We start from the raw sequence: 24,822 nt of genomic DNA on the forward strand, positions 1-24,822 counted from the left end.
GGCGCACCGCCGTTCGCAAGGACTCAGAAGGTGATGGAGAAACCTTCGATCGTCCCGCTGTCGAACCGGTGGACGTCACGGACCCGCAGTTTCCAGGTCCCGTTCGCCGGTTCGGACGAGGCGTTCACCGTGTACGACGTGTGCACGCCGGTCGCCTCGCCGATCCCTCCCGCCTGCTTGAGGCCGAACACCGCACCGCTCGGCCCGATCAGGTCTATCGCCAGGTCACCGGTGTAGGTGTGCGCGATGTCGACCTTGACGGGCAGCGTCGCCGACGCCTTGCCGTCGCAGCCTTCCTGCGTCACCGAACTGGTCACCGCGTCACCCGCGTCCGGAATGGACACCGGTGTCGTGTTGGACTTGACCCCGCACGTCGGCGTGGGGCCACCGCCGCCGATGAACGACACGTTCAGCAGTTTGTTGACCGTGCCGGACGGCAGTCCCTTGAGCACGCCGTCGGAGGCGTTGTTCACCAGCGCGTCCCGCGTCTGCCGCGCGGTGGCACCGGAATTCGCGGCGAGGTACAGCGCCGCCGCCCCGGCCACGTGCGGCGTGGCCATCGACGTCCCGCTCATGTTCGCCGAACCACCGTTGGACGTGGACAGCGACGTGATGTTGCTGCCAGGGGCGAAGATGTCCACGCACGAACTGTGGTTGGAGAACGAGGATTTGTTGTCACTGCTGTCCGAGGCGCCGACCGTGATCGCCTCGGGAACCCGAGCGGGGCTGACGTTGCAGGCGTTCTGGTTCTCGTTGCCCGCCGCCACCACGTAGACGAAGCCGGCCGCGATGGATTTCTTGATGACGTCGTCGCCGAGCCCGACCTGGTCCATCCGCAGGCTCAGATTCGCCACCGCCGGTTTGGTGCCGTTCGCGGTGATCCATTCGGCCGCGTCCACGATGGCGGAGTCGGGACCGTTGCCCGAACAGTCGTTGCCCAGCACCTTCAGCCCGACGACCTTGACCTTCTTCGCCACACCGTAGGTCTTGCTGCCGATGGTGCCCGCGGTGTGACTGCCGTGCCCGTTGCAGTCCTTCCCGTTGCCGCCCACGAAATCCTTGCCGATGGACGCGCGCCCCTCGTACTCCGGGTTTTCCGGGTTGATCCCGGTGTCGAGGTCGTACGCCGTGACGCCCTCGCCGGTGTTCGGGTACGTGAAACTCTTGTCCAGCGGCAGGTTCTTCTGGTCGACGCGGTCGAGCCCCCAGGTGGGGTTGGTCTGCGTGCCGACGGCACGCGCGGTGCCGTCCTGGTAGACCGCCTTGACCGCCGGGTCGGCCGCGAGCCGCCGGGCCTGTCGCTCGGACATGCCCTTGACCGAGAAGCCGCGCAGCACGTTCTTGTACGCCGATCAGACCTCGCCGCCGTAGCGGCCGGTCAGCGCGGCCGAAGACTGCTCGACCGCCAGGGTGCCGACCTCGTGGAGTTCCACGATGTACTGATCACCGTAGTGCTGTTTCGCCTGCACGACAACACCTTCCGCCTCCGCGGCGAGGGCGTTGCCCGCGGCGAGCGCGGCCAGCGCGGTGGCCGCGACGGCCACCACGCCGGCCCGCACGCCGCGCCGCATCAGAGACCCGCCACGTTCAGCAGCCTGTTGGTCGAACCGGTGCCCGGGCTCTTCACGACACCGCTGGTGGCGGCGTTGGCGAGACCGGAGGCGACGGCGGCGGGGGTGGCCGACGGGTTCGAGGTCAGGTAGATCGCGGCCGCGCCGGCGACATGCGGCGTCGCCATCGAGGTACCGCTCATCTGCTGGGTGCCGCCACCGTTGCGCAGCGACGTGATGCTGGTGCCGGGCGCGAAGATGTCGGTGCAGCTGCCGTAGTTCGAGAACGTCGACCGGCGGTCGTCGCTCTGGGTGGCGTTGACGGTGATGGCCTCACGCACCCGGGCCGGGCTGGTGCCGCAGGCGTCGGTGTTGGAATTGCCGGAGGCCACCGTGTTGGTGATGCCCGCGGAAACGGCGCGGCGCACGGCGGCGTCCACACCGGAGTCGGCCGGGCCACCGAGGCTCATGGTGAGCACCGACGGGCCCTTGGCGTTCCTCACCACCCAGTCGATCCCGCTGATGATCTGCGAGTACTGGCCGCTGCCCTGACAGTTCAGCACGCGGACCGCGACGATCTTGGCGCCCTTGGCCACACCGTAGGTGGCGCTGCCGACCGTGCCGGCGACATGCGTTCCGTGCCCCTGGCAGTCGCGGGCGTCGCTGTCGTTGTCGATGAAGTCGTACCCACTCGTCGCGCGGCCGCCGAATTCGGACTGGCGGTAGTCGACACCGGTGTCGAGGACGTAGACCGTCGCCCCGGCACCGTCGTTCGGGTAGGTGTACTTCCGGTCCAGCGGCAGGTTCTTCTGGTCGATCCGGTCCAGTCCCCACGTCGGGTTGGTCTGGGTGCCGGTCATGTGGGCGACCGCGTCCTGCTGGACGAAGTCGACGTTCGGGTCGGTGGCCAGGCGTTTCGCCTGCGCCTCGGTCATCTTCACCGAGAAACCGTTCAGCGCGGCGGTGTAGGTCGCCTTCACCTGGCCGCCGTACTTGGCCGCGAGGCCGGCGTCGCCGCTCTTGAGCGAGACGATGTACCCGTCCGTGACGGCTCCCGGCACACCGGCGCCGCGGATCTGCCCCTCAGCGGCCGCGGCCGGTCCGGCGAAGGCCACGGTGGCCGCCGCACAGGCCCCGGCGAGCACCGCGCCCGCGATCCGGTGACGTCGAAGTTCTCCACGCATCTCCTGAGCTCCGTTCACTCGAACAGGTGGTCCGCGCCGGCGGAAATCCAGGCCGGCGCCGTGACGTGCTGTCACGCATGAATCACTTTCGGGTGGCGGGACCTGCGCGAACAAGCGAGGCAACGGTCCGTAGGACTACGTATCTAATGGGGAAACTCCCCGTCCCTACGAAAGTTCTGTGACGGTCCGGGTGGGTTCCGTGATCACTGAGCAGGCGCTTAAGCTGCGTTCACTCGAACGGTGTGGTTCGTGAAGCGGGGGTGACCCGGCAATGGTGATCGGTGGCTGCCGACGCAGGACGAGTTCGCCCGTGCTCGTCGGCCGTGAGGCGGAACTACGCGAACTCCTCGACGGCGCGATGCGCTCGCCGTCGGTGCTCATGCTCGAAGGCGAAGCCGGCGTGGGCAAGACCCGGCTCGCCGCCGAACTGCTGGCCTGTGCCGAACTGGCCGGACGGCCGGTCCTCACCGGAATCTGCCAGCCGTTGCGCGAGCCGTTCCCGTACGGCGTGGTCTTCGACGCGCTCAAGGACATCCGCCCGGCGCGCGACCTCAACCCCGTGACCGGTGTCCTCGCGCCCTATCTGCCGGAACTCGCGGCCTTCCTGCCGGAGCCGCCGCCCCGGCTCGGTGATCCGAGGGCCGAACGGCACCGGCTCTTCCGCGCCGTCCGGGAACTGCTCGGCTCGCTGGGCCCGCACGTCCTCTTCGTCGAAGACCTCCATTGGGCCGACGACGGATCCCGTCGCCTGCTGCGGTTCCTGATGACCGACCCGCCCGCGGGCCTGACCCTCCTGCTCACCTACCGGCGCGAAGAGACACCCGGCGGCATCCCGCTCGGCAGCGCCTACCGCCCGGCGCCCGGCACCGCGCACGCGCTCGTCACACTCCGGCCGTTGGACCGCGACGGCGTCCACGCACTGGTTTCGGCGCTGCTCGGCGAAGCGAACGTGTCCGCCGAGTTCGCCGCGCGGCTGCACGAGCGGACCGCGGGGATCCCGTTCGTGGTCGAGGAGATCGTGCACGCGATCGGCGGCGTCGAAGGCGCGGTGCACGCCGACGGCATGACCGCGCGGCACCTGCTCGACACGGTCGAAGTCCCGGCGCTGCTGCGGGAAGCGACGGTCGAACATCTCGTCGCGCTGCCGCCCGCCGCCCGGCGGATCGCCGAGGCCGCCGCCGTCCTCGCCACACCGTCCACTTCGGACCTGCTGGCCGCCGCGGCAGCGCTCACCCCCGAGCGCGCCCGCCGCGCGCTCGTCCTCGCGCTCGAACGCAACGTCCTGGTGGAGGCCGGTGAGGGCACGTACGGCTTCCGGCACGCGTTCGCCCAGCAGGCCGCGTACCGCACCATCCCCGGCCCCGATCGCCAGGAACTGCACCGGCGGGCCGCGCGGCTGCTACGCGACCGCCTCCCGCAATCCCTGGTACGGCTGGCCGAACACTGCCGCAAGGCGGGTGACCGGGCGGGCGCGCTGAAGTACGGCGAGGCGGCCGCGGACCAGGCGTCGGCGGTCGGTGATCTCGCGACCGCGACGGATCTGCTCCGCACCCTGCTCGACGGACCGGGCCTCCAACCGTCCGATGTGGACAGACTCGCGGTCAAGTTCAGTTCGGTGGCGTGCAACGGCCTCGCGCAGACCGAGGTCGTCCCGGCGCTGGAGCGGCTGCTCACCGACGGCAGGCTGTCCGGACGACTGAGCGGCGAGGTCCGGCTGGGGCTCGGGCTCCTGCTGGTGCGCCAGGCGGGCGGGCTGGAGGCGGCGAGGACCGAGATCGAGATCGCCGTCAACGACCTCGCCGACCGGCCCGACCTGGCGGGCCGCGGGATGGGCGTCCTCGCGCAGCCGTGGGTCGGCGCGACCCCGCTGCGGGAGCACCGGCGCTGGATGGACCGGGTGGACGGGCTCATCGAGCGGGCCACCGACCGGCGGCTGAAGATCATCCTGATGGCCAACAACGTGGCGTCGCGGCTGCACATCGGGGACGCGCGCGGCTGGGACATGCTGGACCGGGTGCCCACCAGTGTCGGCTCCGCCGACGAACAGCGGCATCTGGCGCGGCTGCACTGCAACAGCGCCGACGCCTGCGCCTGGACGGGCCACCATCGGCGGGCGAGAAGCCTGCTGCACAGCGGGATGCAGCTGGCCGCCGACTGCGGGGCGCCGTACGTCGTCAGCACCGCCCGCGCGACGGCCGTCCACACCGACTGGCTCACCGGGAACTGGGACGGCCTCGCCGAACGGGCCTGCGCGCTGATCGACGAGTACCGCGACCTCCTGCCGGTGACCAGCGAACTGTGCCTGGTCCTCGGCCTGCTCGCCGCCGCCCGCGGCGAATGGGACGAGGCCGCCGCCCGGTTCGCCGGCACCGCGGCGGACCAGCCCGAGAACGCCTTCACCCCGGTCGCGATCGCCGCGCACGCCGGGATGGCGGGCATGCTGCTCGCGCAGGATCTCGGCGAGGCCGCCGTCACGCAGGCCGAGAAGGGACTGGAACTCTTGCGCGCCAAGGGGGTCTGGGCCTGGGGCGCCGATCTGCTGATGGCCGCCGTCGACGCGTACTGCGCCACCGGGCGGGACGCCGAAGCGCAGGCGCTGACCGACGAGTTCGAACGGGAGATCGGTGACCTCGACGCGCCGTCGACCCGGGCGGCGCTGGCCGCGAACCGCGGGCTGATCGCGGCGTCCCGTGGCGAACACGCGGAGGCGATCGAGGCCTTCGAGCGGGCTCGGACCCGGTTCGAGGCCCTCCCAGCGCCGTATCACGCGGCGTTGATCGCCGAACGCGCCACGCGCTGCCGCCTGGCCCGCGACGAGGACGTCGCCGAGACCTTCGCGGCGCTCGCGGAGACCTTCGACCACCTCGGCGCCACCCGCGACGCCGCGCGCTGCCGCCACGCCTTCCGGTCCACCGGCGCGGTCGCCCCGTCGCGGCGCGGCCGCCGCGGTTACGGCGACGAGCTGTCCCCGCGCGAGCGCGACGTCGCCCGCCTGCTGGCCGCCGGGCACACCAACCGGGAGATCGCCGAGGTGCTGTTCCTGTCGCGGCGCACGGTGGAGCAGCACGTCGCGAGTGTCCTGCGGAAGCTGAAGGTGCGGTCGCGGAGCGAGCTGGCGGGACTGCGGTCGGCGTAGGCGATCAGCTCACCGCCGAAGCGCCCGGTGCCTCTTGAGCAGGGCGGTGATCCGCGAGGGATCGGCGGAGCCGTTCAGCTCGGCGAGCAAGTCGTCGGGGCACAGCTCGTAGTGGTCGCCCCACCATCGCCGCGCCTTGGTGTCCCAGATCCGGTACCCGCCGGGCACACCCCTCGCCACATACCGCCGCTTCGCCACCAGTCCTCCCCGGATCGCCGTCCGCCACCAGGATCGCACCGGACGGCAACCGGGTTTCGGGACTCTCGAAATTAAATCGGTTGCGAGCACCCGAAGGTGTCCGCCATGATCGTGCGCGATCCGGCAGGGAGCCGGTGGATGCGACAGGGAGGTGCCTCGTGCTGATGACTGTCCGGGGCCTTGGCCGCCCCCATCCACTCGCCCCTCGCGGCTGAGCCACGACGCTCGCCCGGTGGGGCATCCCTGAAACAGGAGAAACCCACCAGTGCGCAAGCACGATCTCGAAGAGTCCTACGAACAACGTCCTCGTCGCACCCGTCGTGCCCGTTTCGACGACGAGCCCGAACCCGCCCGCGGCGGACGGCTCACCGAAGCCGAACGCGTCCGGCTCGCCCGGCTGCGTGAGGACGCCTACACCGAAACCGCCATCCCCGACGGCGCCGACCGCTGGAGCACGTGGGGAGAGGCGGAGCACGGGCCGCTGCCGCGCCCGGACTGGGTGATCACCGAACTCGCGGCGGTGGACACCGAACTCGGCGTACTCAAAACCGGCAAGGAGGCGGACGTCCACCTCGTCCGGCGCAATCTGCCCGGCACCGAGGGTGTCGTGCTCGCCGCCAAGCGGTATCGCAGTGGCGAGCACCGGTTGTTCCACCGCGACGCCGGTTACCTCGAAGGCAGGCGGATGCGGCGGTCGCGGGAGATGCGGGCCATGGAATCGCGCAGCAGCTTCGGCCGCAACCTCATCGCCGAACAATGGGCCGTGGCGGAATTCGGCGCGCTGAGCAGGCTTTGGTCGGTCGGTGCGCCCGTGCCGTACCCGGTGCAGCGCGACGGCACCGAGCTGTTGCTGGAATTCCTCGGCGACGGCGAGACGGCCGCGCCGCGGCTGGCACAGGTCCGGCCGGAGCCCGATCAGTTGCGGGAGCTGTGGTTCCAGACGTCGGCGATGCTGGAACTACTGGCGTCGCAGGGGCTCGCGCACGGCGACCTCTCGGCGTACAACCTGCTCGTCCACCGTGAGCGGATCATGGTGATCGATCTGCCGCAGGTGGTCGACATCGTGGCCAATCCCGGCGGGCTGGAGTTCCTCGCGCGGGACGTGCGGAACATCGCGACGTGGTTCCACTCGCGGGGGCTGCCGGAGCGGCTCACGGCGGTCCCTGAGCTGATCGAGGAGCTGAAGGAGATCGCCGGCCTCCGGTGACCGTCCACAGTGTCATGAAAGGGTCGTTCAGGACGTGACGTGTCAGGAACGACCCTTTCATGACACGCAGGGAGAAGCCGTCGTGGAGACCCTGCCCACAATCGGTCCCTCGGGTTGGGTGGCCGGATAACGGTCCGGTACAGTAGTGACAGACCGCAACCGGCGGCGTGGATGAGTTGGTGTCCGTCGCCTCCAAAGCCAACCGAATGGCTCGCGGTATCCGTATCAATCAATTGGCGCGCGGTGTCACGCAGACGCGGTGTGCCGGGTTCGTCCCTGTGAACGCCCATCTGTGCACACCATCTTGCCTTGCCTGCGTGCGGGCAGCCCGGGCCTCCTTGCGACGTGCCACGTCCGAGAGGCATTTGTGACAGTCACGTTCAACTCCGGCCACACTTCACCGTCGGCCCGGCAGCACCGCAAGCCGCGCACCCGCCCCGCGGGTGACTCGATGCTGCACAACGACGCCGTCGAGAGTGTCAAGGCCACCACCTGGGCGGAGCTCGGGCTTCCCGAGCCGCTGCTCCGGGCACTGGCCGACGCCGGTATCACCACCCCGTTCCCGATCCAGTCGGCGACGATCCCCGACGCGCTCGCCGGCCGCGACGTGCTGGGCCGCGCCCAGACCGGTTCCGGCAAGACCCTGGCCTTCGGCCTCGCGATGCTGACCCGGCTCAACGGCGGCCGCGCCCGTCCGAAGCACCCCCGCGCGCTGATCCTGGTCCCGACCCGCGAGCTGGCCATGCAGGTCGCCGACTCGTTGACCCCGCTGGCCAAGTCGCTCGGCCTGTGGTGCCGCACCGCCGTCGGCGGCATGGCCTTCACCCGTCAGGCCGACGCGCTTTCCCGCGGCGTCGACCTGCTGATCGCCACCCCCGGCCGGCTGTCGGACCACGTCCGCCAGGGCACCGCGTCGCTGTCGGACTGCACCTTCATCGCGCTCGACGAAGCCGACCAGATGGCCGACATGGGCTTCATGCCGCAGGTTCGCGAGATCCTCGACCTGACCCCGCGTGACGGCCAGCGCCTGCTGTTCTCCGCCACCCTCGACGGTGACGTCGACCGCCTGGTCCGCGCGTACCTGACCAACCCGGTCACGCACTCGGTCGCCCCGTCGACCGCCAGTGTCACCACCATGGATCACCACGTGCTCCAGGTGACGCACCAGGACAAGCAGGACGTCATCACCGAGATCGGCGCCCGCGAGGGCCGCACGATCATGTTCGTCCGCACCAAGCATCACGTGGACCGCCTCACCGAGCGCCTGCGCGAAAAGGGCGTCCACGCGGCCGCGCTGCACGGCGGCAAGACCCAGGGCCAGCGCAACCGGGTCCTCGCGGACTTCAAGGAAGGCTTCGCCCCGGTCCTCGTCGCCACGGACGTCGCCGCGCGCGGTATCCACGTCGACGACATCTCGCTGGTGCTGCACGTCGACCCGGCCGCCGACCACAAGGACTACCTGCACCGCGCCGGCCGCACCGCGCGCGCCGGGGCGTCCGGTGTCGTGGTCACGCTGGTCACCCACGACCAGCGCCGCATGGTGCGCCGGATGACCGACCGCGCCGGTGTCCGCGCCGAGCAGACCACGGTCCGCCCTGGCGACGCCGAACTCATCCGCATCACCGGTGCGCAGCAGCCCAGCGGCGAGCCGGTCGTCGAGCGCCGTCGTGAGTCCCCGCGTCGCGGCGGCGGCCGCGGCTACGGTGGCGACCGCGGTGGCTACCAGGGTTCCCGCGAGGGTCACGGTCACCGCGAAGGCGGCCGTCCCGGCGGCTTCCGCGGCCGCCCGCGTCGCGGCGAGTCGGGTGGCGGCAACGGCCGTCCGCAGCGTCCGGGCGGTCGCCCGCGTCGCAGCTACGACAGCTGAACTAACTGAAGCCGGTTTACCCGGCGGCTAGTGCCATGAAAGGTCCTTTCCTTGCAAAATTTGCAAGGAAAGGACCTTTCATGGCGTTCGCTGTGGGGACCACCACGCCCAGCGCCGAACGGCGGATGGGAGACTGCGGGACGTGACTTCTTCCGGCCCCGTTTCCCAGAACCTCCCGCCCGACCAGGTCTTCGACTGGCTCGACGTGGAGGCTGAGAAGCGGGCCGAGGCCGGGTTGGTGCGCAAGCTGCGCATCCGGCAGGCGCAGGAACCGGAGCTGGATCTCGCGGGTAACGACTACCTCGGGCTCGCCAGGGACAAGCGCGTCGCCGGTGCCGCCGCGGCGGCCGCTTTGCGCTGGGGCGCCGGGGCGACCGGTTCCCGGCTCGTCTCCGGCACCACCGAGGTCCACGCCGAACTCGAGCACGAACTCGCCCGCTTCTGCGGCACCCAGGCCGCGCTGGTCTTCTCGTCCGGCTTCACCGCCAACCTCGGCGCCGTCACGGCGTTGTCCGGTGCGGATTCCGCGATCGTCACGGACAAGTACATCCACGCCTCCCTGATCGAGGGCTGCCGTCTGTCCCGCTCGGACATCGCCGCCGTCGCGCACAGCGACCCGAGCGCCTTCAAACACGCGCTCGCGACCCGCCGCAAGCCGCGCGCGCTCGTCGTCACCGATTCCGTGTTCTCCGTCGACGGCGACATCGCGCCGCTGGAGCAGCTCGCCGGTGTCTGCCGGGAGCACGGCGCTTCACTGCTCGTCGACGACGCGCACGGCCTCGGCGTCCTCGGCGAGGGCGGCCGCGGCGCCGTCCACGCGGCGGGGCTCTCCGGCGCGCCGGACGTCGTCACCACGATCACGCTCTCGAAATCCCTTGGGGCGCAAGGCGGAGCGGTGCTCGGACCGCGTCGGGTGATCAAGCATCTCGTGGACACCGCGCGCAGTTTCATCTTCGACACCGGCCTCGCGCCCGCCAGTGCCGCCGCCGCGCTGGCCGCGCTCAGCGCGTTGAAGGCCGAGCCCGAGCTGGCCACCAAGGTGACCGAAGCCGCCGGAAACCTCGCGATGCAGCTGAAGTCGGCGGGTTTCCGGGTCAGTCTCCCGGACGCGGCGGTGATCTCGGTGCAGGCGCCGTCGCCGGAATCGGCCGTCGCCTGGGCGGCCGCGTGCGCCGATCAGGGTGTGCGGGTCGGGTGTTTCCGCCCGCCGTCCGTGCCCGACGGCATCTCCCGTCTGCGCCTGACCGCGCGGGCCGACCTCACCGAGGCCGACGTGGACCGCGCGGTCGGGGTGATCACGGCTGCGGCGCCTCCCGGCGCCACATCGTGATGTGCGGGATCCCGTCCTCCATGAACTCCTCGCCCTCGACCACGAAGCCGTACTTGGCGTAGAAATCCGTCGCGTACGTCTGCGCGTCGAGGACGCACGGCGCGTCCCCGATCCCCGCGAGCGCGGTCTCCATCAGCCGTCCCGCCAGTCCCTTGCCGCGTGAGCGGACGGCCGTGCACACCCTGCCGATGCGGAAGGTGCCACCGGCGTCCTGCAGTACCCGCAGATACGAGTCGACGGCGACGGAACCCCCGATCCAGAGGTGCCGGGTGCCGGGCAGGAGATCGCGTCCGTCGATCTCGTGATAGGCGCAGTCCTGCTCGACGACGAACACGTCCACGCGCAGACGGAGGATGCCGTGCAGCTGCGCGGCGGTGATCTCGTCACCGGCGACGGACAGCGGGAACGACGAGGTCTCGATGATCGGGGTGTCGGTGGTCACGCCCACTTGTTAGCACATCGGGCGTGAAGAAAGCACCGATCAGCCGATCAGGCCACGGTTCTTCTGCTGGGAGATCTCGTCCGCGAAGTGGGAGACACGGGTGTAAACGCCGGGTTTTCCCGCCTTCGCGCAGCCTTCGCCGAACGACACGATCCCGATCAGCGTGTCGCCGACCATGAGCGGTCCGCCCGAATCGCCCTGGCAGGCGTCGATGCCGCCTTCGGGGTAACCGGCACACACCATGTCGCTGGGGTCGTAGCCCGAGTACGCGCTGCGGCAGGTCTTGTCGCTGACCACCGGGACGACCGCGCTGCGCAGGTAGTCCGACCGCGCGCCACCCTCGGCGACCCGGCCCCAGCCGAGAACGGTCGCCTTCGTGCCTTCGCTGTACAGGTCGGCGTCGCCGCTGTCCGCGACCTTCGCGGGCCGGTACGGCAGCTGACCGCTGACCGTCATCACCGCGATGTCGTCACCCTTGCCGGGATCGCCGCTGTAGTCGGGGCTGACCCAGATCCGCGAAACCCGCAGTTCCATGCCGTCCCGGGAGCGCTTGTTGTCCCGCCCCGCCACCACGCGGACATCGGCGCGCTTGACCGCGACCGCGCAGTGCGCCGCCGTCGCGACCGTCGTGGAACTGACGATCACGGCGCCGCAGTACTGGTTGCCTCCACGATCGGCAAGATAGACCGCGTACGGGTGCTGCGAAACCGAAGCCTTGCCGCCGCCCACGATCCTCGGCTGGGCCGCCTGCTCCGGGCCGCCCACCGCACTGTCGTCCGCCGACGCGCTGTTGACCGCGACCGGCACCATCACGGCCGTCGCGAGTACCGCTCCGACCGCGAGCAGCAGCGTGCGTCGTGACTTCTTGGGCATGTTCTGTCCCTTCACCGGGGCGTACGTACGGTCAAACCCTGGGAAGTCATTCGACTCCAGCGCGTACACGAGCGATCGCGAATACCCTAATCGGAGAAAGCCCGATGTGGTGTCACTGAAACGGGTGGACCTGTGTTCACCGAACGCAGCTGTCACCCAGGGACCTCGTGCGGACCGGGAACAACCGCTCGCCGTGACAAGTTGGCTAGAGTCGGAACCACCTCGCTCCCCGCCGCAAAGGAAGACAGCGTGCCCCACTACGACCTGGTCATCGTCGGTACCGGATCGGGTAACTCGATCCTCGACCCGCGCTTCGCGGACTGGAACACGGCGATCGTGGAGAAGGGCACGTTCGGTGGAACCTGCCTGAACGTGGGCTGCATCCCGACGAAGATGTTCGTGCACGCCGCCAACGTCGCGGCCACGCCAGCGACGTCCTCGAAGTTCGGCGTCGACGAGGAGCTGACCGGGGTCCGCTGGCGCGACGTGCGCGACCGGGTCTTCGGCCGGATCGACCCGATCGCCGCCGGCGGTCGCGAGTACCGCGTCCAGCACGAGGACAACAAGAACGTCACCGTTTACGAGGGCGAAGGCCGCTTCACCGGGCACAAGGAGCTGCGGGTCTCCTACTCCGACGGCCGCCCCGCGGAAACGATCACCGCCGACAGGTTCGTACTCGCCGCCGGCGGCCGCCCGGTGATCCCGGACGTCCCCGGTCTCGCCGAAACCGGCTACCACACCTCCGACACGGTGATGCGGCTCGACGAGCTGCCGTCGAGCATCGTGATCCTGGGCGGCGGGTACATCGCGGCCGAGTTCGCGCACGTCTTCGCCTCGTTCGGGGTGACCGTGACCGTGGTCAACCGGTCCGGCGCGCTGCTGCGCTCCGAGGACGACGACGTCAGCGCCCGGTTCACCGAACTGGCCTCACAGCGGTTCGACGTCCGGCTCGACCGGAAGACCGTCCGCGCGCGCAAGACCGCGTCGGGCATCGCGCTGGATCTCGAAGGCCCCGAAGGCGCCGAGACCGTCGAGGCCGACGTGCTCCTGGTCGCCACCGGCCGCAAGCCGAACTCAGACCTCCTCGACGTCGCCGCCACCGGTGTGACCACGGGTGAGCGCGGGCACGTCGTGGTCGACGAGTACCAGCAGACCGTGGTCGACGGGATCTACGCGCTCGGTGACCTCTCGTCGGTGTTCGAGCTGAAGCACGTCGCCAACCACGAGCAGCGCGTCGTGCAGCACAACCTGCTGCACCCGGACGAGCGGATCGAGGCCGACCACCGGTTCGTCCCGCACGCGGTGTTCACCTCGCCGCAGGTCGCGTCGGTCGGGCTGACCGAACGCGAGGCGCGCGAGCGTGGCGTCTCGTACGTGACGTCGCACCAGGACTACGCCGGCATCGCCTACGGCTGGGCGATGGAGGACACCACCGGCTTCGCGAAGCTGCTCGCCGACCCGGCCACCGGGCAGTTGCTGGGCGCGCACATCATCGGCCCGCAGGCGTCTTCGGTGATCCAGCCGCTGATCCAGGCGATGAGCTTCGGGCTGGACGCGAAGAGCATGGCGCGCGGGCAGTACTGGATCCACCCGGCGATGCCGGAACTGGTCGAGAACGCGCTGCTGAACCTGCCGCTGGACTGAGTCCTGCCGCGGTTGCCGAAGAACGTGCCGGGCCACGGCGGCAGACCGTTCGTGGCCGCTCGGTGGCCATGTCGCGAAAGCCACTTTCAGGACATCACATGCCGCGAAAGTGGCTTTCGCGACACGTCTCGCCCTTTGCCTTACCCCGCATTTAGTCCTCTTAATGCGTTCTCAGACGACGCGGCCGCAGGCGCGGGCCCCGTTCCGCGCCGCGAGCGCGCTCACCGCGTCCCTCTCGGCGTCCGAGGCGCCCATCAAGACGGCCGAGCGGGCCCCATCCCCCGAGAACCGCTCGCCCGCCTCGACGTACCGGCGGATCGCCGCCAAGAACTCCTCCCGCGCGGATGCCGCCCCTCCTGGCACCGCGCGGACCCCCGTCGCCCCCTTGAGGACGTCCTTGGCGTCGTCCACCCGCGTCGCGACATAGTGCTGCCACTTGCGCAGCTCCGTCGCGGCGTCCCCCTTCGGATCCGGCCAGTAGCGCTCGATATCCGCGCCGCCGTCCCTCCACACCCGCACGCACACCCGGTCCACGGCGCGGTAGAACTCGTGCGGTGAGGCCACCGCCGCGGGCCGCTCCGGCGCCACGGCGACGCACACCGCGGCGAAACACGCCAGTGCCGCCCCGTACGCCAGTCCCTCCACCACGCCGACCCCCAGGACCGAGTTTTGAACAGGTTCAACTCGATCAGGCTATGGCTCCGCCCCCGGCTGGGTCAAGATGTTTTTTGAACGCGTTCAGACGAAGCGGCGGCGGCCGGCCAACGCACCGAAGGTCATCTGAGCGGCGAAGACGGCGAGCATCATGATCCAGGGAACGGTCCAGCCGTGGGTGAGATCGTGAAGCAGCCCGAAGAGGAAGGGCCCGACGGCGGCCATCAAGTAGCCGATACCCTGCGCCATCCCCGACAGCCGCGCGGTGTCCTCGCCGGTACGCGCCCGCAGCGCGATCACCGTCAGCGCCAGCGAGAAGACGCTCATGCCGAGCCCGATGAGGATGCACCAGAGCAGCGGCGAGGCGGCCGGAGCGATCATCATGCCTGCCATGCCGATGAAGCCGGGAACACCCAGCCCGACGATCCACGGGCTCTGGCTCTTGTGCCGCGCGGCCATCGGCGCCACCACGAGACTGATCGGGACGGCGATGAGCGAGATCAAGCCGAGCAGCAGCCCGGAATCACCCTTGCTCACCCCCGCGTCGATCATCACCTCCGGCAGCCAGCCCATCACGACGTAGGCCAAAAAGGCCTGAGTTCCGAAGAAAAGCGTGACCATCCACGCAAGGGGGCTACGCAGGAGCGATCGCCCGCTACCCTGCTTGCCTGCCTCGGCAACGGGCGCACGCCCCGCACCGCGGGCTGCGAGAATCCAGACGAGGAGTGCGAGCACCGCCAGTACCGACCAGGCGCCGAGACCTTGGCGCCAGCCGCCGAACGCGTTCTCCAAGGGAGGGGTGAGCGCGGACCCCAGGGCGCCCCCGCCCTGCAGAGCGGCGGTGTACACGCCGGTCATCATGCCGACACGTGCCGGGAAGGAGTCCTTGATGACGACTGGGATCAGTACGTTCGCCAGTGCGATGCCCGCCGTGGCCACCAGGGTTCCCCCGAGCACGACGTACGGTCCGTCGAGCACGCGCAGCACCAGGCCGACGGCCAGCACCGAAAGCGCGGAAGCGATGGCCGCGCCGATGCCGAACCGGCGGGCCAGCAGGGGCGCGGCGAGACCGGCGGCGGCGAAACAGAGCCCGGGGAGCGTGGTGAGCACGCCTGCCCAGGTCGCCGTGGCGCCGAGGTCGTCGCGCATCTCGCCGAGGATCGGGCCGACACTGGTGATGGCCGGGCGCAGATTGAGCGCCACCAGGATCACCGCGACACCGAGCAGCACGCCGCCGGTGATCACTCCCGGCCGCCACTCCGTTTCGATGGAGCCTTCGAGTTCGAGGCTTTCGTCGAACGGGGCAACGGATTCTCGGGAGTCGACACGCACGTCGGCTAGTATCACATACATAGGATGATTGGATGAAGGGACAACGCTGTGCCATTGGCCACCACGCGCCGTGCCGGCCTGGTCGATCAGGTCATCGAGCAGCTGCGTGACGCCGTCACGCAGGGAGAATGGCCCATCGGTCAGCGGATTCCGACCGAACCGGAGCTGGCAGGGCAGCTCGGCGTCGGGCGCAACACCGTCCGCGAGGCCGTGCGCGCGCTCGCGCACACGGGGCTGCTCGAGGTCCGGCAGGGCGACGGGACCTACGTGCGGGCGACGAGCGAGGTCTCGGGCGCCATCCGGCGGTTGTGCGGTTCGGAACTGCGCGAGGTGCTGCAGGTGCGGCGCATCCTCGAGGTCGAAGGCGCCCGGCTCGCGGCCGCGTCGCGGACCGACGAGGAGGTCGCCGAGCTGAAGGCTTTGCTCGACCGCCGCAACGCCGAGCTGCGCGAGGGCCATTGGGAGGATTTCGCCCGCCTCGACGCGGAATTCCACTTCGCCGTCGTCCAAAGTGGACACAACACGCTGCTGACCGAGATGTACCGCGGGCTCACCGAGGTGATCACGGCCAGCGTGGCCGCCACGTCGAACGTGACGCCGGGGCGCGAGTACCTGCCGGAGATAGGGCATGAAGGCCTCGCCGAGGCCATCGCCGATCGCGATGCCGACCGGGCCGCCACCGAGGCGTGCGGTTTCCTGGACGAGCTCCTGGCCCGTGTGGAGCAGGACGAGAGCTGAAGGGGACTTTCCCCGCATTAGACGCAGCGAAAGGGCCCTTCACCGCATCACATGCGGTGAAGGGCCCTTTCAGCCCACGTCAGGGCAGGGTGAGGATTTCGGCGCCGTCCTCGGTCACCACGAGGGTGTGCTCGAACTGCGCCGTCCACTTCTTGTCCTTGGTGGTGACGGTCCAGTCGTCGGCCCAGATGTCGTACTCGATGGTGCCGAGCGTGATCATCGGCTCGATCGTGAAGGTCATACCCTGCTCGATCACCGTGTCGACGGACGGCTCCTCGTAGTGCAGGACGGTCGGCGCGGTGTGGAACGCCGGGCCGACACCGTGGCCGGTGAAGTCACGCACGACGCCGTAACCGAACCGCTTCGCGTACGCCTCGATGACACGGCCGATCACGTTGAGCTGCCTGCCGGGGCGGACGGCCTTGATCGCGCGCATGGTCGCCTCACGCGTACGCTCGACCAGCAGCCGCGCCTCCTCGGAGACGTCACCCGCCAGGAACGTCGCGTTGGTGTCGCCGTGGACGCCGCCGATGAACGCGGTGACGTCGATGTTGCAGATGTCGCCGTCCTCGATCACCGTCGAGTCCGGGATGCCGTGGCAGATCACCTCGTTCAGCGAGGTGCAGCACGACTTCGGGAACGCGCGGTAGCCGAGCGTCGACGGGTACGCGTGGTTGTCCAGCAGGAACTCGTGGATCACCTTGTCGATGTCGTCGGTGGTCGCACCGGGTTTGACGGCCTTGCCGCCCTCCTCGAGCGCCTGCGCCGCGATCCGGCCCGCGACCCGCATCGCCTCGATGACCTCTGGCGTGCGGACCCCGTTGCCCGTGTCGCGTTTCGGCGCCGGCCGGTCGACGTACTCGGGACGGGCGATGCTGGCGGGGACGACTCGCCTCGGCGTCTGGACGCCGGGCTTCAAGGGGGAGCGAACGGACATGCGCCCAGCCTACGACCTGACCGCTAGCCGAGCCCCGTCAGGAAGCGCTGGGCGGCCTCGACCGCGGGCCTGGACGTTCCCGCGTCGGTCGTCAGCACCGCGAACGCCAGGTCGCCGGTGTAGCCGACGAACCAGCCGTGCGAACGCGTGCCGTCGCCGAACTGGGCCGTCCCGGTCTTGCCCCGGACGTCCGCCAAGGGTTTGAGCAGCGTCGCCGTACCGTCGGTGACGACCTCGCGCATCATCCCGCGCAGCGCGTCGAGCACCTCCGGCTTGATCGGTTTGCCGAGCCCGGACGACGTCGTGGCCATCCCCCGCACCAGCGTCGGCACCGGGACCTTCCCGGACTGGACCGTCGCGGTGGCGACCGCCAGCCCGAACGGGCTCGTCACGACGGTCCCCTGCCCGAACCCGTTCTCCGCGCGCTGCGCGACGGTGTTCGCGGGCGGGACCGAACCGGTGATCGTGGTCAGGCCCGGGATCACGAAGTCGGCGCCGACGCCGAGGTCGCGCGCGGCGTCGGTCAGCGCGGCGGGCGGCAGATCGGTCGCGAGTTTCGCGAACGTCGTGTTGCAGGATTTGGCGAACGCCGTGGACAGCGGGACGACACCGAGCGCGAACTTGCCCTCGTTCGGCACCGTCCGGTTTTCGAACGTGGCCGTACCGGGGCAGTCGACGGGGCTGTCCGCCCGCACCGAACCCGCGGTCAGCCCGGCGACGGCGGTGGCCATCTTGAACGTGGAGCCCGGCGGGAACCGGCCGGTGAGCGAGATCGCGCCCTGCGAGTCGGCCGGGGCGTTCTGCGCCACCGCCAGCAGTTCGCCGGTCGACGGCTGGATCGCGACCAGCGCGGAGGCCGTCGGGACAGGGGCGAGCGCCCGCTCCGCAGAACCCTGCGCCTTCACGCTGAGCGTGCTGACGACCGCGGGCGCGGGCTTGGGATTCTCGGAATGCAGGTCGATGATCTCGCCACCGCCCGTGTCGAGCGTGACGACGCGCCAGCCCGCCGACCCCTCCACCTGGTCCTCGACGAGCGTCCGGACCGCGGGCAGCACCTGCTTGCCGAAGTTCTTGTCGTCGGGCAGCAGCCTTTCCTGCTGGCTGAACCGGACGCCGGGCAGGTCGTAGATCTCGGGCTTCACCTCTTGGTAGCTGTTCGCCCGCAGGCTAACCACCGGGTAGCCGGAGCCGGGTTTGAGCGTCTTCACCCCGTCGCGGATCGACTGGCCGGTCACCGACGGCTCGAACCGGTTGAGCGCCGCGCCGAGTTTGTCGGTGACGGCCATCAGATCGCCCGCCTTCGCCGGGTCGAGCACCACGCTGACGACCGTCTGCGGGCGCAGCAACGGCATCCCGTCGCGGTCCAGCACCGGCGCCAGATCCGGCGGATCGGCCTTCAGCGCGATGCTCTGCTGCGCGGCCAGCTGCGGATGGAGCGCCGTCGGCAACCAGCGCACCTTCCAGCCGTCCTGCGTGGAATGGACCTGCGCGTCGGCCTTGTACGTCCAGGTCCGGCCGCGCGGCAGCTTCCAGGTGAGCTGATAGGTCGCCGTCCCGTTGTCCGCCCCGGACGAATGCCGGACCTGCTTGTCCACGACGGCGATCGACTCGGGCGAAAGCGCTTTCCGAGCCATGTCCAGCGACGCGCGCGCGGCCTCCGGCGAATCGGTGAAGGAGGCCGCGGCGGCGACGTCACCGGAGGAGAGCCCGCCGAGGAAGCCCGAGATGGCGTCCTCGGGACCCGAATCGGCGAAGAGGCCGCACCCGGCGGCCGAGAGACCCACCACCCCCGCGAGCACGACGACGGCGATACGACGACCTGCTGGCATGCTTCGAATCCTGCCAGCCCCGGCCCGATGCGGCCGGACGCGACACGGCCTAGAAGAGAACCGTCGCGTACTGCCCGACCTGCTGGAAGCCGATCTTGCGATAGGCGGCGAGCGCCGGGCCGTTGTAGGCGTTGACATAGAGGCTCGCCGTGCGGCCCATCCCGCGGACGAGCCTGGTCACCACGGACGCCGTCCCGGCCGTGCCGACCCCGCCGCCGCGGCGTTCGGGATGCACCCAGACGCCCTGGATCTGGCCGACCGTCGAGGACATCGCGCCGATTTCGGCCTTGAAGACGACCTCGCCGTCCTCGAACCGCGCGAACGCCCGGCCGCCGGCGATCAGCTCCGCGACGCGGGCGCGATACCCGGCGCCACCGTCACCGTTGCGCGGATCGACGCCGACCTCTTCGATGAACATGGCGATCGCGGCAGGGAGATACCGGTCGAGTTCCTCCGGGCGTACCGCGCGGACCAGCGGATCGGCGGCGACGGACGGGATCCCGTCGAGCGCCAGTAGCGGCTGGTCGTGCCGGACTTCGCGGGCGGGGCCCCATTCCGGCTCCAGTTCGTCCCAGAGCCCCAGCACCTGCGGGGCAGGGCCGACCAGTGACGAACAGGTGCGCTGACGCCGGAGGGCGCGATCGGCGAAGGAACGCAAAGCGGAGGCGTTGCCGCGCAAGGGGATCAAGTTCGGCCCGGAGAAGCACAAGCCTTGGAGTCTGCCCGCGCGTACGGGGCGGGAATCCGCGGCCCAGAGCTCACCACCGAGCCGCCAGGGGTCGAGACCCGCCGTCTCCACCCTGGCACTCACCATGCAGCTGCCGACCGGGTCTGTGGCGAGCGCGGCACGGACCGCGGGATAGTCCCGATCATCGAGCAGCCGTGCACCTGCAAGCCGCAACACCACTCCAGGGTGCCAGATCGGCGGCGTAAACGGAACGCAAGCTTCACGACACGCTGAGAGAACTTCGGCAGGTCGGGGCCACCAAGTGCAATGAAAGGTCCTTTCCTCGCAAATTTTGCGAGGAAAGGACCTTTCATTGCGTGGTCTCGACCAGTCAGCTGACGGTGACGGTGGGCTCCCCCTCGCCGATCGTCTGGCCCGACTCCTCGGCGATCCGCATCGCCTCTTCGATCAGCGTCTCGACGATCGCGTGCTCGGGCACGGTCTTGATGACCTCGCCCTTCACGAAGATCTGGCCCTTGCCGTTACCCGAAGCAACACCGAGATCGGCCTCGCGCGCTTCGCCGGGCCCGTTGACGACGCAGCCCATGACCGCGACGCGCAGCGGGACCTCCATGCCCTCCAGCCCGGCGGTGACCTGCTCGGCGAGCGTGTAGACGTCGACCTGCGCGCGGCCGCACGAGGGGCAGGAGACGATCTCGAGCTTGCGCTCCTTGAGGTTCAGCGACTGCAGGATCTGGATCCCGACCTTGACCTCTTCCACCGGCGGCGCGGACAGCGAGACGCGGATGGTGTCGCCGATGCCCTGGCGCAGCAGCGCGCCGAAGGCCACGGCCGACTTGATGGTGCCCTGGAACGCCGGGCCCGCCTCGGTGACGCCGAGGTGCAGCGGGTAGTCGCACTGTTCGGCGAGGATCTCGTACGCGCGCACCATGACCACCGGGTCGTTGTGCTTCACGGAGATCTTGACGTCGTGGAAGTCGTGCTCGGCGAACAGCGACGCCTCCCACAACGCCGACTCGGCCAGCGCCTCCGGGGTGGCCTTGCCGTACTTGTCCATGATCCGCTTGTCCAGCGAACCCGCGTTGACGCCGATCCGGATCGGGGTGCCGTGATCCTTCGCTGCCCGCGCGATCTCCTTGACCTGGTCGTCGAACTTGCGGATGTTGCCCGGATTCACCCGGACCGCCGCGCAGCCCGCCTCGATCGCGGCGAAGACGTACTTCGGCTGGAAGTGGATGTCGGCGATCACCGGGATCTGCGACTTCTTCGCGATCGCGGGCAGCGCCTCGGCGTCATCCGCCGACGGGCACGCGACGCGGACGATGTCACAGCCCGCAGCGGTCAGCTCGGCGATCTGCTGCAGGGTCGCGTTGACGTCGGAGGTGAGCGTGGTGGTCATCGACTGCACCGAGATCGGGTGCTCGCTGCCGACGCCGACCGGCCCGACCTGCAGCTGTCGGGTCTTGCGACGCTCGGAGAGGACGGGAGGAGGAAGCGCTGGCATACCAAGAGCGACAGTCACGCCCTCAAGCGTACCTACCCCGATCGGCGGACATCCACGACGTCAGCCGTCACGGTGAGCAGCATTACCTGGGCAGCGCAACGATGCTGACAGCGCGCTCTTCCGCCGTCCTCCCGCGTCACTGGAACAGCTTGACCGGGTTCACGATGTCGGCGGTGACGGTGAGGAGGGTCACCGCGCCGCCGATGAGGACGAGCACCATCGTGACCGCGGACAGCTTCGTGTAGTCGACCGGACCACCCGCCGCCTTGCCGCGCAGTTTCCGGAACCAGTCCCGCACGCGCTCGTACCAGACGACCGCGATATGCCCGCCGTCGAGCGGGAGCAGCGGCAGCAGGTTGAACACACCGATGAAGAAGTTCAGGCTCGCCAGCAGGAGCACGAAGATCTCCCACAGACCGCGCTCGGCGGCCTCGCCACCGATCCGGCTGGCGCCGACCACACTGACCGGGGTGTTCGGGTCACGCTCGCCGCCGAAGATCGAATCCACCACCGCGGGGATCCGCGACGGGAACTCGATCAGCCGTTTGGCGGTCTCGGAGAACATCGTGCCGGTGAAGCTGACCGTCGCCCCGACCGCGTCGACCGGGCCGTAGGTCAGCATCGGCGGCGCGGTGTTCTGGATCGGCGAGGCGCCGATCATGCCGACGTCCTTGACCGTGGTGTTGTTGGAACCGTCGGCGACCAGCCTCTGCACGCGCGGCACGTCGACGGTCAGGTTCAGCCGCTGCCCGTTCCGTTCGATCACGAAGGGCGTCGGGCCACTGGCGACCTGGACGGCGGCCAGCATCTCGCGCCAGGTCTTGATCGGCTTGCCCGCGACGGAGACGACCTTGTCGCCCGACTGGAGCCCGGCGGTCTTCGCGGGGGTCGGGGCGCCGGGCGGGCAGGCCGTGTCGTTCAGCTGTTCCACGGTGGTGGCCGCGCGGGCGCACGACGTGGCGCTGATCACGGCTTCGGTGGGAGCGGCCTGCGCGGCCGGGTTCGGCAGGCCCATGGTGACCGCCATCAAGTAGAGAATGACGAACCCGAGGATGAAGTGCATCGCCGAACCCGCCGACATGACGACGGTGCGCTTCCAGGTCTTGAAGCGCCACATCGCGCGCTTCGACTCTTCCGGGGTCACCTCGTCGAGCGCGGTCATGCCCGCGATGTCGCAGAACCCGCCGAGCGGGATCCACTTCATGCCGTATTCGGTCTCACCGCGCCGGAAGGAGAAGATCGTCGGCCCGAAGCCGATGAAGTAGCGCCGGACCTTCATGCCGAAGGCCTTGGCCGCCCACATGTGGCCGGCCTCGTGCAGCGCGACGGACAGGCAGATGCCCAGCGCGAACAGCACGATCCCGAGAATGAAGACCACGCGCTACTTCCCCTTACCGATCAGCGCACCGGCACGCGCGCGAGCCCAGCGCTCGGCAGCAAGTACGTCATCCACGTCGCGAGGTTCGCGACGCCATTCGTCGGCGGCTTCCACCACCTGGGCAATAGTGTCCACAATCGAGGTGAAGCCGGTGTTCTGTGCCAGGAAAGCGGCCACCAGTTCCTCGTTCGCCGCGTTGTACACCGCCGGGATGCAGCCCCCGACCGTCCCGGCGTGCCTCGCCAGCTCGACGGCGGGGAACGCCTCGTTGTCCAGCGGCTCGAAGGTCCAGCTCGCGGGCTTGTCCCAGACGCACGCGGCCGCGGCGCCGGGGACGCGGTCCGGCCAGTGCAGGGCCAGCGCGATCGGCAGCCGCATGTCGGGCGGGCTGGCCTGGGCGATCGTCGAGCCGTCGACGAAGGTCACCATCGAGTGGATGATCGATTGCGGGTGGACGACCACGTCGATGCGGTCGGTCTCGATGTCGAACAGGAGCTTCGCCTCGATCAGCTCCAGCCCCTTGTTGACCAAGGTGGACGAGTTGATCGTGATGAGCGGGCCCATCGACCAGGTGGGATGCGCCATCGCCTGGTCGACCGTGACGTCCGCCAGCTCCTCGCGCTTGCGCCCGCGGAAGGGGCCACCCGAGGCGGTGAGCACCAGCCGGGCGACCTCGGACTCACGGCCGGCGCGCAGGGCCTGCGCGATCGCGGAGTGCTCGGAGTCGACGGGCACCAGCTGGCCGGGCTTGGCCGCGGCCAGGACCAGAGGGCCGCCCGCGATCAGCGACTCCTTGTTGGCCAGCGCGAGCGTGGCGCCGGTGGCGAGCGCGTGCAGGGTCGGCGGGAGGCCCTGAGACCCGGGGAGCGCGTTGAGCACGACGTCGACCGGGGTGGCGTCGATCATCTCGACGACCGCGTCGGCCCCGGCGAAGATGCGCGGGAGCTTGAAGTCGCCGCGATTGTAGCCGCGCTTCTGCGCCTCGGCGTACAGCGCGAGCTGCAGGTCTTCCACGGCCGTCGGCCTGCTGATCGCCACGGCGTCGACCTGGTGCGCCAGGGCCTGCGCGGCCAGCGCGGCGGGGTCGGAGCCGCCCGCGGCGATCCCGGCGACCCGGAACAGCTCCGGGTTACGGGCCGCGACGTCGAGGGCCTGGGCGCCGACCGATCCGGTCGAACCGAGCACGAGCACACTTCGCGAGGTAGTCATCGGGGCTCATTGTCGCTTGGGGCCCGTCGGGCGCGTGCAGCCAGGTGTGGGATCATTCGCGGGCAAGCGAACCATCGGGTTTTGAGGAGTTGATCGTGGCGAGCAAGGCGGTCGAAAAGCGCGGCCGGGTGGGCGTCGACACCGTTGACCCCCGCGACGAGCCGTCGGCCGAGTGGGGCTGGCACGGTTCCTTCCCGAAGGCGACGCGGATCGCGGGCTGGCTGACCGCGATCATCCTGCTGGTGATGCTGTACGGCAACCACCACGGCTGGACCGAGAACCTGTGGCTGATCGGCCTGTCCCTGCTGCTCGTGTTCGGCCTCGTGCTGGACATCCGCAAGCAGCGCACGGCCTGGCGCAAGTAGCTTCTTCACGGCTCATCGGCCCCCGCTCTCCTTCGAGGACGGGGGCCATTCGCCGTTCTGGGCCCACAGCTCGTTGACGATCTTGACCGCGTCGCCCGCCTCGACCCCGTAGCGGTGCCGGTACTTCGCCGCCGGCCGCTGGACCGCCGCGGCGACGTCCCCGATGGCGACGTTGTTCCAGGAGTCGTTCGGGTAGAACTGCCGCATCACGGCGAGGAACCTGCCGGTCGCCCAGACCGGGTCGGTCCGCTGCTCGAAACTCCCCCAGCTCGCGCGCTGCTGGAAGAGCCCGACCGAGTCACCGAGGCCGCCGTCGAGGTTGGCGATACTCGACTCGACGATCACCGTGGCGATCGCGATGGCCGCCGCGCGATCGTTGAGCCCCTGTCTCTGGACGGTCTCGACGATCACTCTGGCGCACGAGGTGTTGTACGGGTTCATGTAGCCGCGCATCTTGGTGGCGAGTTGCTGGTTGAGGCTTTTGGCGGCGTCTCCGTCGTCGGTCGACGCGCCCGTCTGGACACAGGGCAGCGCGACGTGTTCGACCTGGTCGGGCCGGATCTCGGTGGGCGGGAGGAGGACGAGGGAGAAGGCGAGGTACGCGGCGGTGAACATGGGGCTCCAGGTGATCTTGAGTGGCGGTTCGTGTTCTAACCCGAATCGCCACTCACGACCACCTGGACCGATCACTCACCGCCACCCCTCACCCGGCCGATGTACATGAAGGCCCCCTTCCTTGCGCCTGGCGCAAGGAAGG

The 24,822-nt window shown here is 69.8% G+C and carries 20 protein-coding genes and 1 pseudogene; 7 read left to right on the top strand and 14 right to left on the bottom strand.

Features of this window, described 5'->3' with window-relative positions; translation table 11 throughout:
• Positions 1-23: 23 nt before the first annotated feature.
• A pseudogene (locus tag ACFVM3_RS12620) lies at positions 24-1,571 on the bottom strand (S8 family serine peptidase).
• Positions 1,571-2,734 carry a S8 family peptidase gene (locus ACFVM3_RS12625; protein ID WP_378438166.1) on the bottom strand — a complete coding sequence of 388 codons (1,164 nt, stop codon included), beginning with the start codon at positions 2,732-2,734 and terminating at the stop codon, positions 1,571-1,573. Before ACFVM3_RS12625 ends, ACFVM3_RS12620 begins: the two are co-directional and overlap by 1 nt.
• Before the next feature lie 310 nt (positions 2,735-3,044).
• Between ACFVM3_RS12625 and ACFVM3_RS12630 the strand changes: the two genes are divergently transcribed.
• Entirely contained in the window at positions 3,045-5,870 is a 2,826-nt protein-coding gene (locus tag ACFVM3_RS12630) for an ATP-binding protein (protein WP_378438168.1), read from the top strand.
• A gap of 9 nt (positions 5,871-5,879) precedes the next feature.
• Here the strand turns inward: ACFVM3_RS12630 and ACFVM3_RS12635 are convergent, their stop codons facing one another.
• Positions 5,880-6,068: a hypothetical protein gene (locus ACFVM3_RS12635; RefSeq protein ID WP_378438170.1), complete on the bottom strand. Its 189-nt coding sequence runs from the start codon at positions 6,066-6,068 to the stop codon at positions 5,880-5,882.
• A 265-nt stretch (positions 6,069-6,333) separates the two neighbouring features.
• Here ACFVM3_RS12635 and ACFVM3_RS12640 point away from each other — a divergent pair, with 265 nt between their 5' ends.
• The 3 genes from ACFVM3_RS12640 (at position 6,334) to ACFVM3_RS12650 (ending at position 10,472) form a co-directional block, all read left to right on the top strand.
• Positions 6,334-7,275 (top strand): serine protein kinase RIO, encoded by a 942-nt coding sequence (locus ACFVM3_RS12640; RefSeq protein ID WP_378438172.1) that lies wholly within the window; start codon positions 6,334-6,336, stop codon positions 7,273-7,275.
• 367 nt (positions 7,276-7,642) lie between these two features.
• Positions 7,643-9,142 carry a DEAD/DEAH box helicase gene (locus ACFVM3_RS12645; RefSeq protein WP_378438174.1) on the top strand — a complete coding sequence of 500 codons (1,500 nt, stop codon included), beginning with the start codon at positions 7,643-7,645 and terminating at the stop codon, positions 9,140-9,142.
• 142 nt (positions 9,143-9,284) lie between these two features.
• Positions 9,285-10,472, top strand: coding sequence for an 8-amino-7-oxononanoate synthase (locus tag ACFVM3_RS12650; RefSeq protein ID WP_378438175.1), 1,188 nt, complete (start codon positions 9,285-9,287; stop codon positions 10,470-10,472).
• Here ACFVM3_RS12650 and ACFVM3_RS12655 read toward each other — a convergent pair.
• Positions 10,438-10,920, bottom strand: a complete 483-nt coding sequence (locus ACFVM3_RS12655; protein ID WP_378438177.1) for a GNAT family N-acetyltransferase — start codon at positions 10,918-10,920, stop codon at positions 10,438-10,440. The genes ACFVM3_RS12650 and ACFVM3_RS12655 overlap by 35 nt on opposite strands.
• 33 nt (positions 10,921-10,953) lie before the next feature.
• Positions 10,954-11,787: a S1 family peptidase gene (locus tag ACFVM3_RS12660; RefSeq protein ID WP_378438178.1), complete on the bottom strand. Its 834-nt coding sequence runs from the start codon at positions 11,785-11,787 to the stop codon at positions 10,954-10,956.
• A gap of 249 nt (positions 11,788-12,036) precedes the next feature.
• Between ACFVM3_RS12660 and ACFVM3_RS12665 the strand changes: the two genes are divergently transcribed.
• Positions 12,037-13,431, top strand: coding sequence for a mycothione reductase (locus ACFVM3_RS12665; protein ID WP_378438180.1), 1,395 nt, complete (start codon positions 12,037-12,039; stop codon positions 13,429-13,431).
• Positions 13,432-13,602: 171 nt separating this feature from the next.
• Here the strand turns inward: ACFVM3_RS12665 and ACFVM3_RS12670 are convergent, their stop codons facing one another.
• Both ACFVM3_RS12670 and ACFVM3_RS12675 read right to left on the bottom strand, forming a co-directional pair.
• Positions 13,603-14,079, bottom strand: a complete 477-nt coding sequence (locus ACFVM3_RS12670) for a hypothetical protein (protein WP_378438182.1) — start codon at positions 14,077-14,079, stop codon at positions 13,603-13,605.
• A 90-nt stretch (positions 14,080-14,169) separates the two neighbouring features.
• Complete coding sequence (locus ACFVM3_RS12675; protein WP_378438183.1) at positions 14,170-15,417, bottom strand: CynX/NimT family MFS transporter; 1,248 nt, start codon at positions 15,415-15,417, stop codon at positions 14,170-14,172.
• A gap of 48 nt (positions 15,418-15,465) precedes the next feature.
• On the opposite strand from ACFVM3_RS12675, the gene ACFVM3_RS12680 reads away from it, so the two are divergent.
• Positions 15,466-16,155: a FadR/GntR family transcriptional regulator gene (locus ACFVM3_RS12680; RefSeq protein ID WP_125673140.1), complete on the top strand. Its 690-nt coding sequence runs from the start codon at positions 15,466-15,468 to the stop codon at positions 16,153-16,155.
• Positions 16,156-16,234: 79 nt separating this feature from the next.
• On the opposite strand, the gene map is transcribed toward ACFVM3_RS12680, so the two are convergent.
• The 6 genes from map to dxr form a co-directional block, all read right to left on the bottom strand.
• Positions 16,235-17,092 (bottom strand): type I methionyl aminopeptidase, encoded by an 858-nt coding sequence (gene map, locus ACFVM3_RS12685; protein WP_378438185.1) that lies wholly within the window; start codon positions 17,090-17,092, stop codon positions 16,235-16,237.
• A gap of 23 nt (positions 17,093-17,115) precedes the next feature.
• The gene (locus tag ACFVM3_RS12690) at positions 17,116-18,921 is read right to left on the bottom strand and encodes a penicillin-binding transpeptidase domain-containing protein (RefSeq protein ID WP_378438187.1); all 1,806 of its coding nucleotides are present in this window, start codon (positions 18,919-18,921) and stop codon (positions 17,116-17,118) included.
• Positions 18,922-18,970: 49 nt separating this feature from the next.
• Positions 18,971-19,825 (bottom strand): GNAT family N-acetyltransferase, encoded by an 855-nt coding sequence (locus ACFVM3_RS12695; protein ID WP_378438189.1) that lies wholly within the window; start codon positions 19,823-19,825, stop codon positions 18,971-18,973.
• 154 nt (positions 19,826-19,979) lie between these two features.
• On the bottom strand, positions 19,980-21,131 hold the full coding sequence (gene ispG, locus ACFVM3_RS12700; RefSeq protein ID WP_378438191.1) for a flavodoxin-dependent (E)-4-hydroxy-3-methylbut-2-enyl-diphosphate synthase: 1,152 nt from the start codon (positions 21,129-21,131) through the stop codon (positions 19,980-19,982).
• Positions 21,132-21,249: 118 nt separating this feature from the next.
• The gene (locus ACFVM3_RS12705) at positions 21,250-22,491 is read right to left on the bottom strand and encodes a M50 family metallopeptidase (protein ID WP_378438193.1); all 1,242 of its coding nucleotides are present in this window, start codon (positions 22,489-22,491) and stop codon (positions 21,250-21,252) included.
• Positions 22,492-22,494: 3 nt separating this feature from the next.
• Complete coding sequence (dxr, locus tag ACFVM3_RS12710) at positions 22,495-23,700, bottom strand: 1-deoxy-D-xylulose-5-phosphate reductoisomerase (RefSeq protein WP_378438195.1); 1,206 nt, start codon at positions 23,698-23,700, stop codon at positions 22,495-22,497.
• Between the two features lie 95 nt (positions 23,701-23,795).
• Here dxr and ACFVM3_RS12715 point away from each other — a divergent pair, with 95 nt between their 5' ends.
• The gene (locus tag ACFVM3_RS12715; protein ID WP_126736056.1) at positions 23,796-24,065 is read left to right on the top strand and encodes a DUF2631 domain-containing protein; all 270 of its coding nucleotides are present in this window, start codon (positions 23,796-23,798) and stop codon (positions 24,063-24,065) included.
• 12 nt (positions 24,066-24,077) lie between these two features.
• Here the strand turns inward: ACFVM3_RS12715 and ACFVM3_RS12720 are convergent, their stop codons facing one another.
• A complete protein-coding gene (locus ACFVM3_RS12720) occupies positions 24,078-24,680 on the bottom strand; it encodes a hypothetical protein (protein WP_378438197.1) in 603 nt (200 codons plus the stop codon).
• Positions 24,681-24,822 lie beyond the last annotated feature (142 nt).

The organism is Amycolatopsis sp. NPDC057786 (assembly GCF_042797905.1).
Classification (GTDB): domain Bacteria; phylum Actinomycetota; class Actinomycetes; order Mycobacteriales; family Pseudonocardiaceae; genus Amycolatopsis.

What these genes read in the sequence shown, in the direction of transcription:
- ACFVM3_RS12690 (WP_378438187.1), bottom strand. Translation starts at nt 18,921, where the DNA reads ATGCCAGCAGGTCGTCGTATCGCCGTCGTCGTGCTCGCGGGGGTGGTG.
- map (WP_378438185.1), bottom strand. Translation starts at nt 17,092, where the DNA reads ATGTCCGTTCGCTCCCCCTTGAAGCCCGGCGTCCAGACGCCGAGGCGA.
- ACFVM3_RS12660 (WP_378438178.1), bottom strand. Translation starts at nt 11,787, where the DNA reads ATGCCCAAGAAGTCACGACGCACGCTGCTGCTCGCGGTCGGAGCGGTA.
- ACFVM3_RS12625 (WP_378438166.1), bottom strand. Translation starts at nt 2,734, where the DNA reads ATGCGTGGAGAACTTCGACGTCACCGGATCGCGGGCGCGGTGCTCGCC.
- dxr (WP_378438195.1), bottom strand. Translation starts at nt 23,700, where the DNA reads ATGACTACCTCGCGAAGTGTGCTCGTGCTCGGTTCGACCGGATCGGTC.
- ACFVM3_RS12720 (WP_378438197.1), bottom strand. Translation starts at nt 24,680, where the DNA reads ATGTTCACCGCCGCGTACCTCGCCTTCTCCCTCGTCCTCCTCCCGCCC.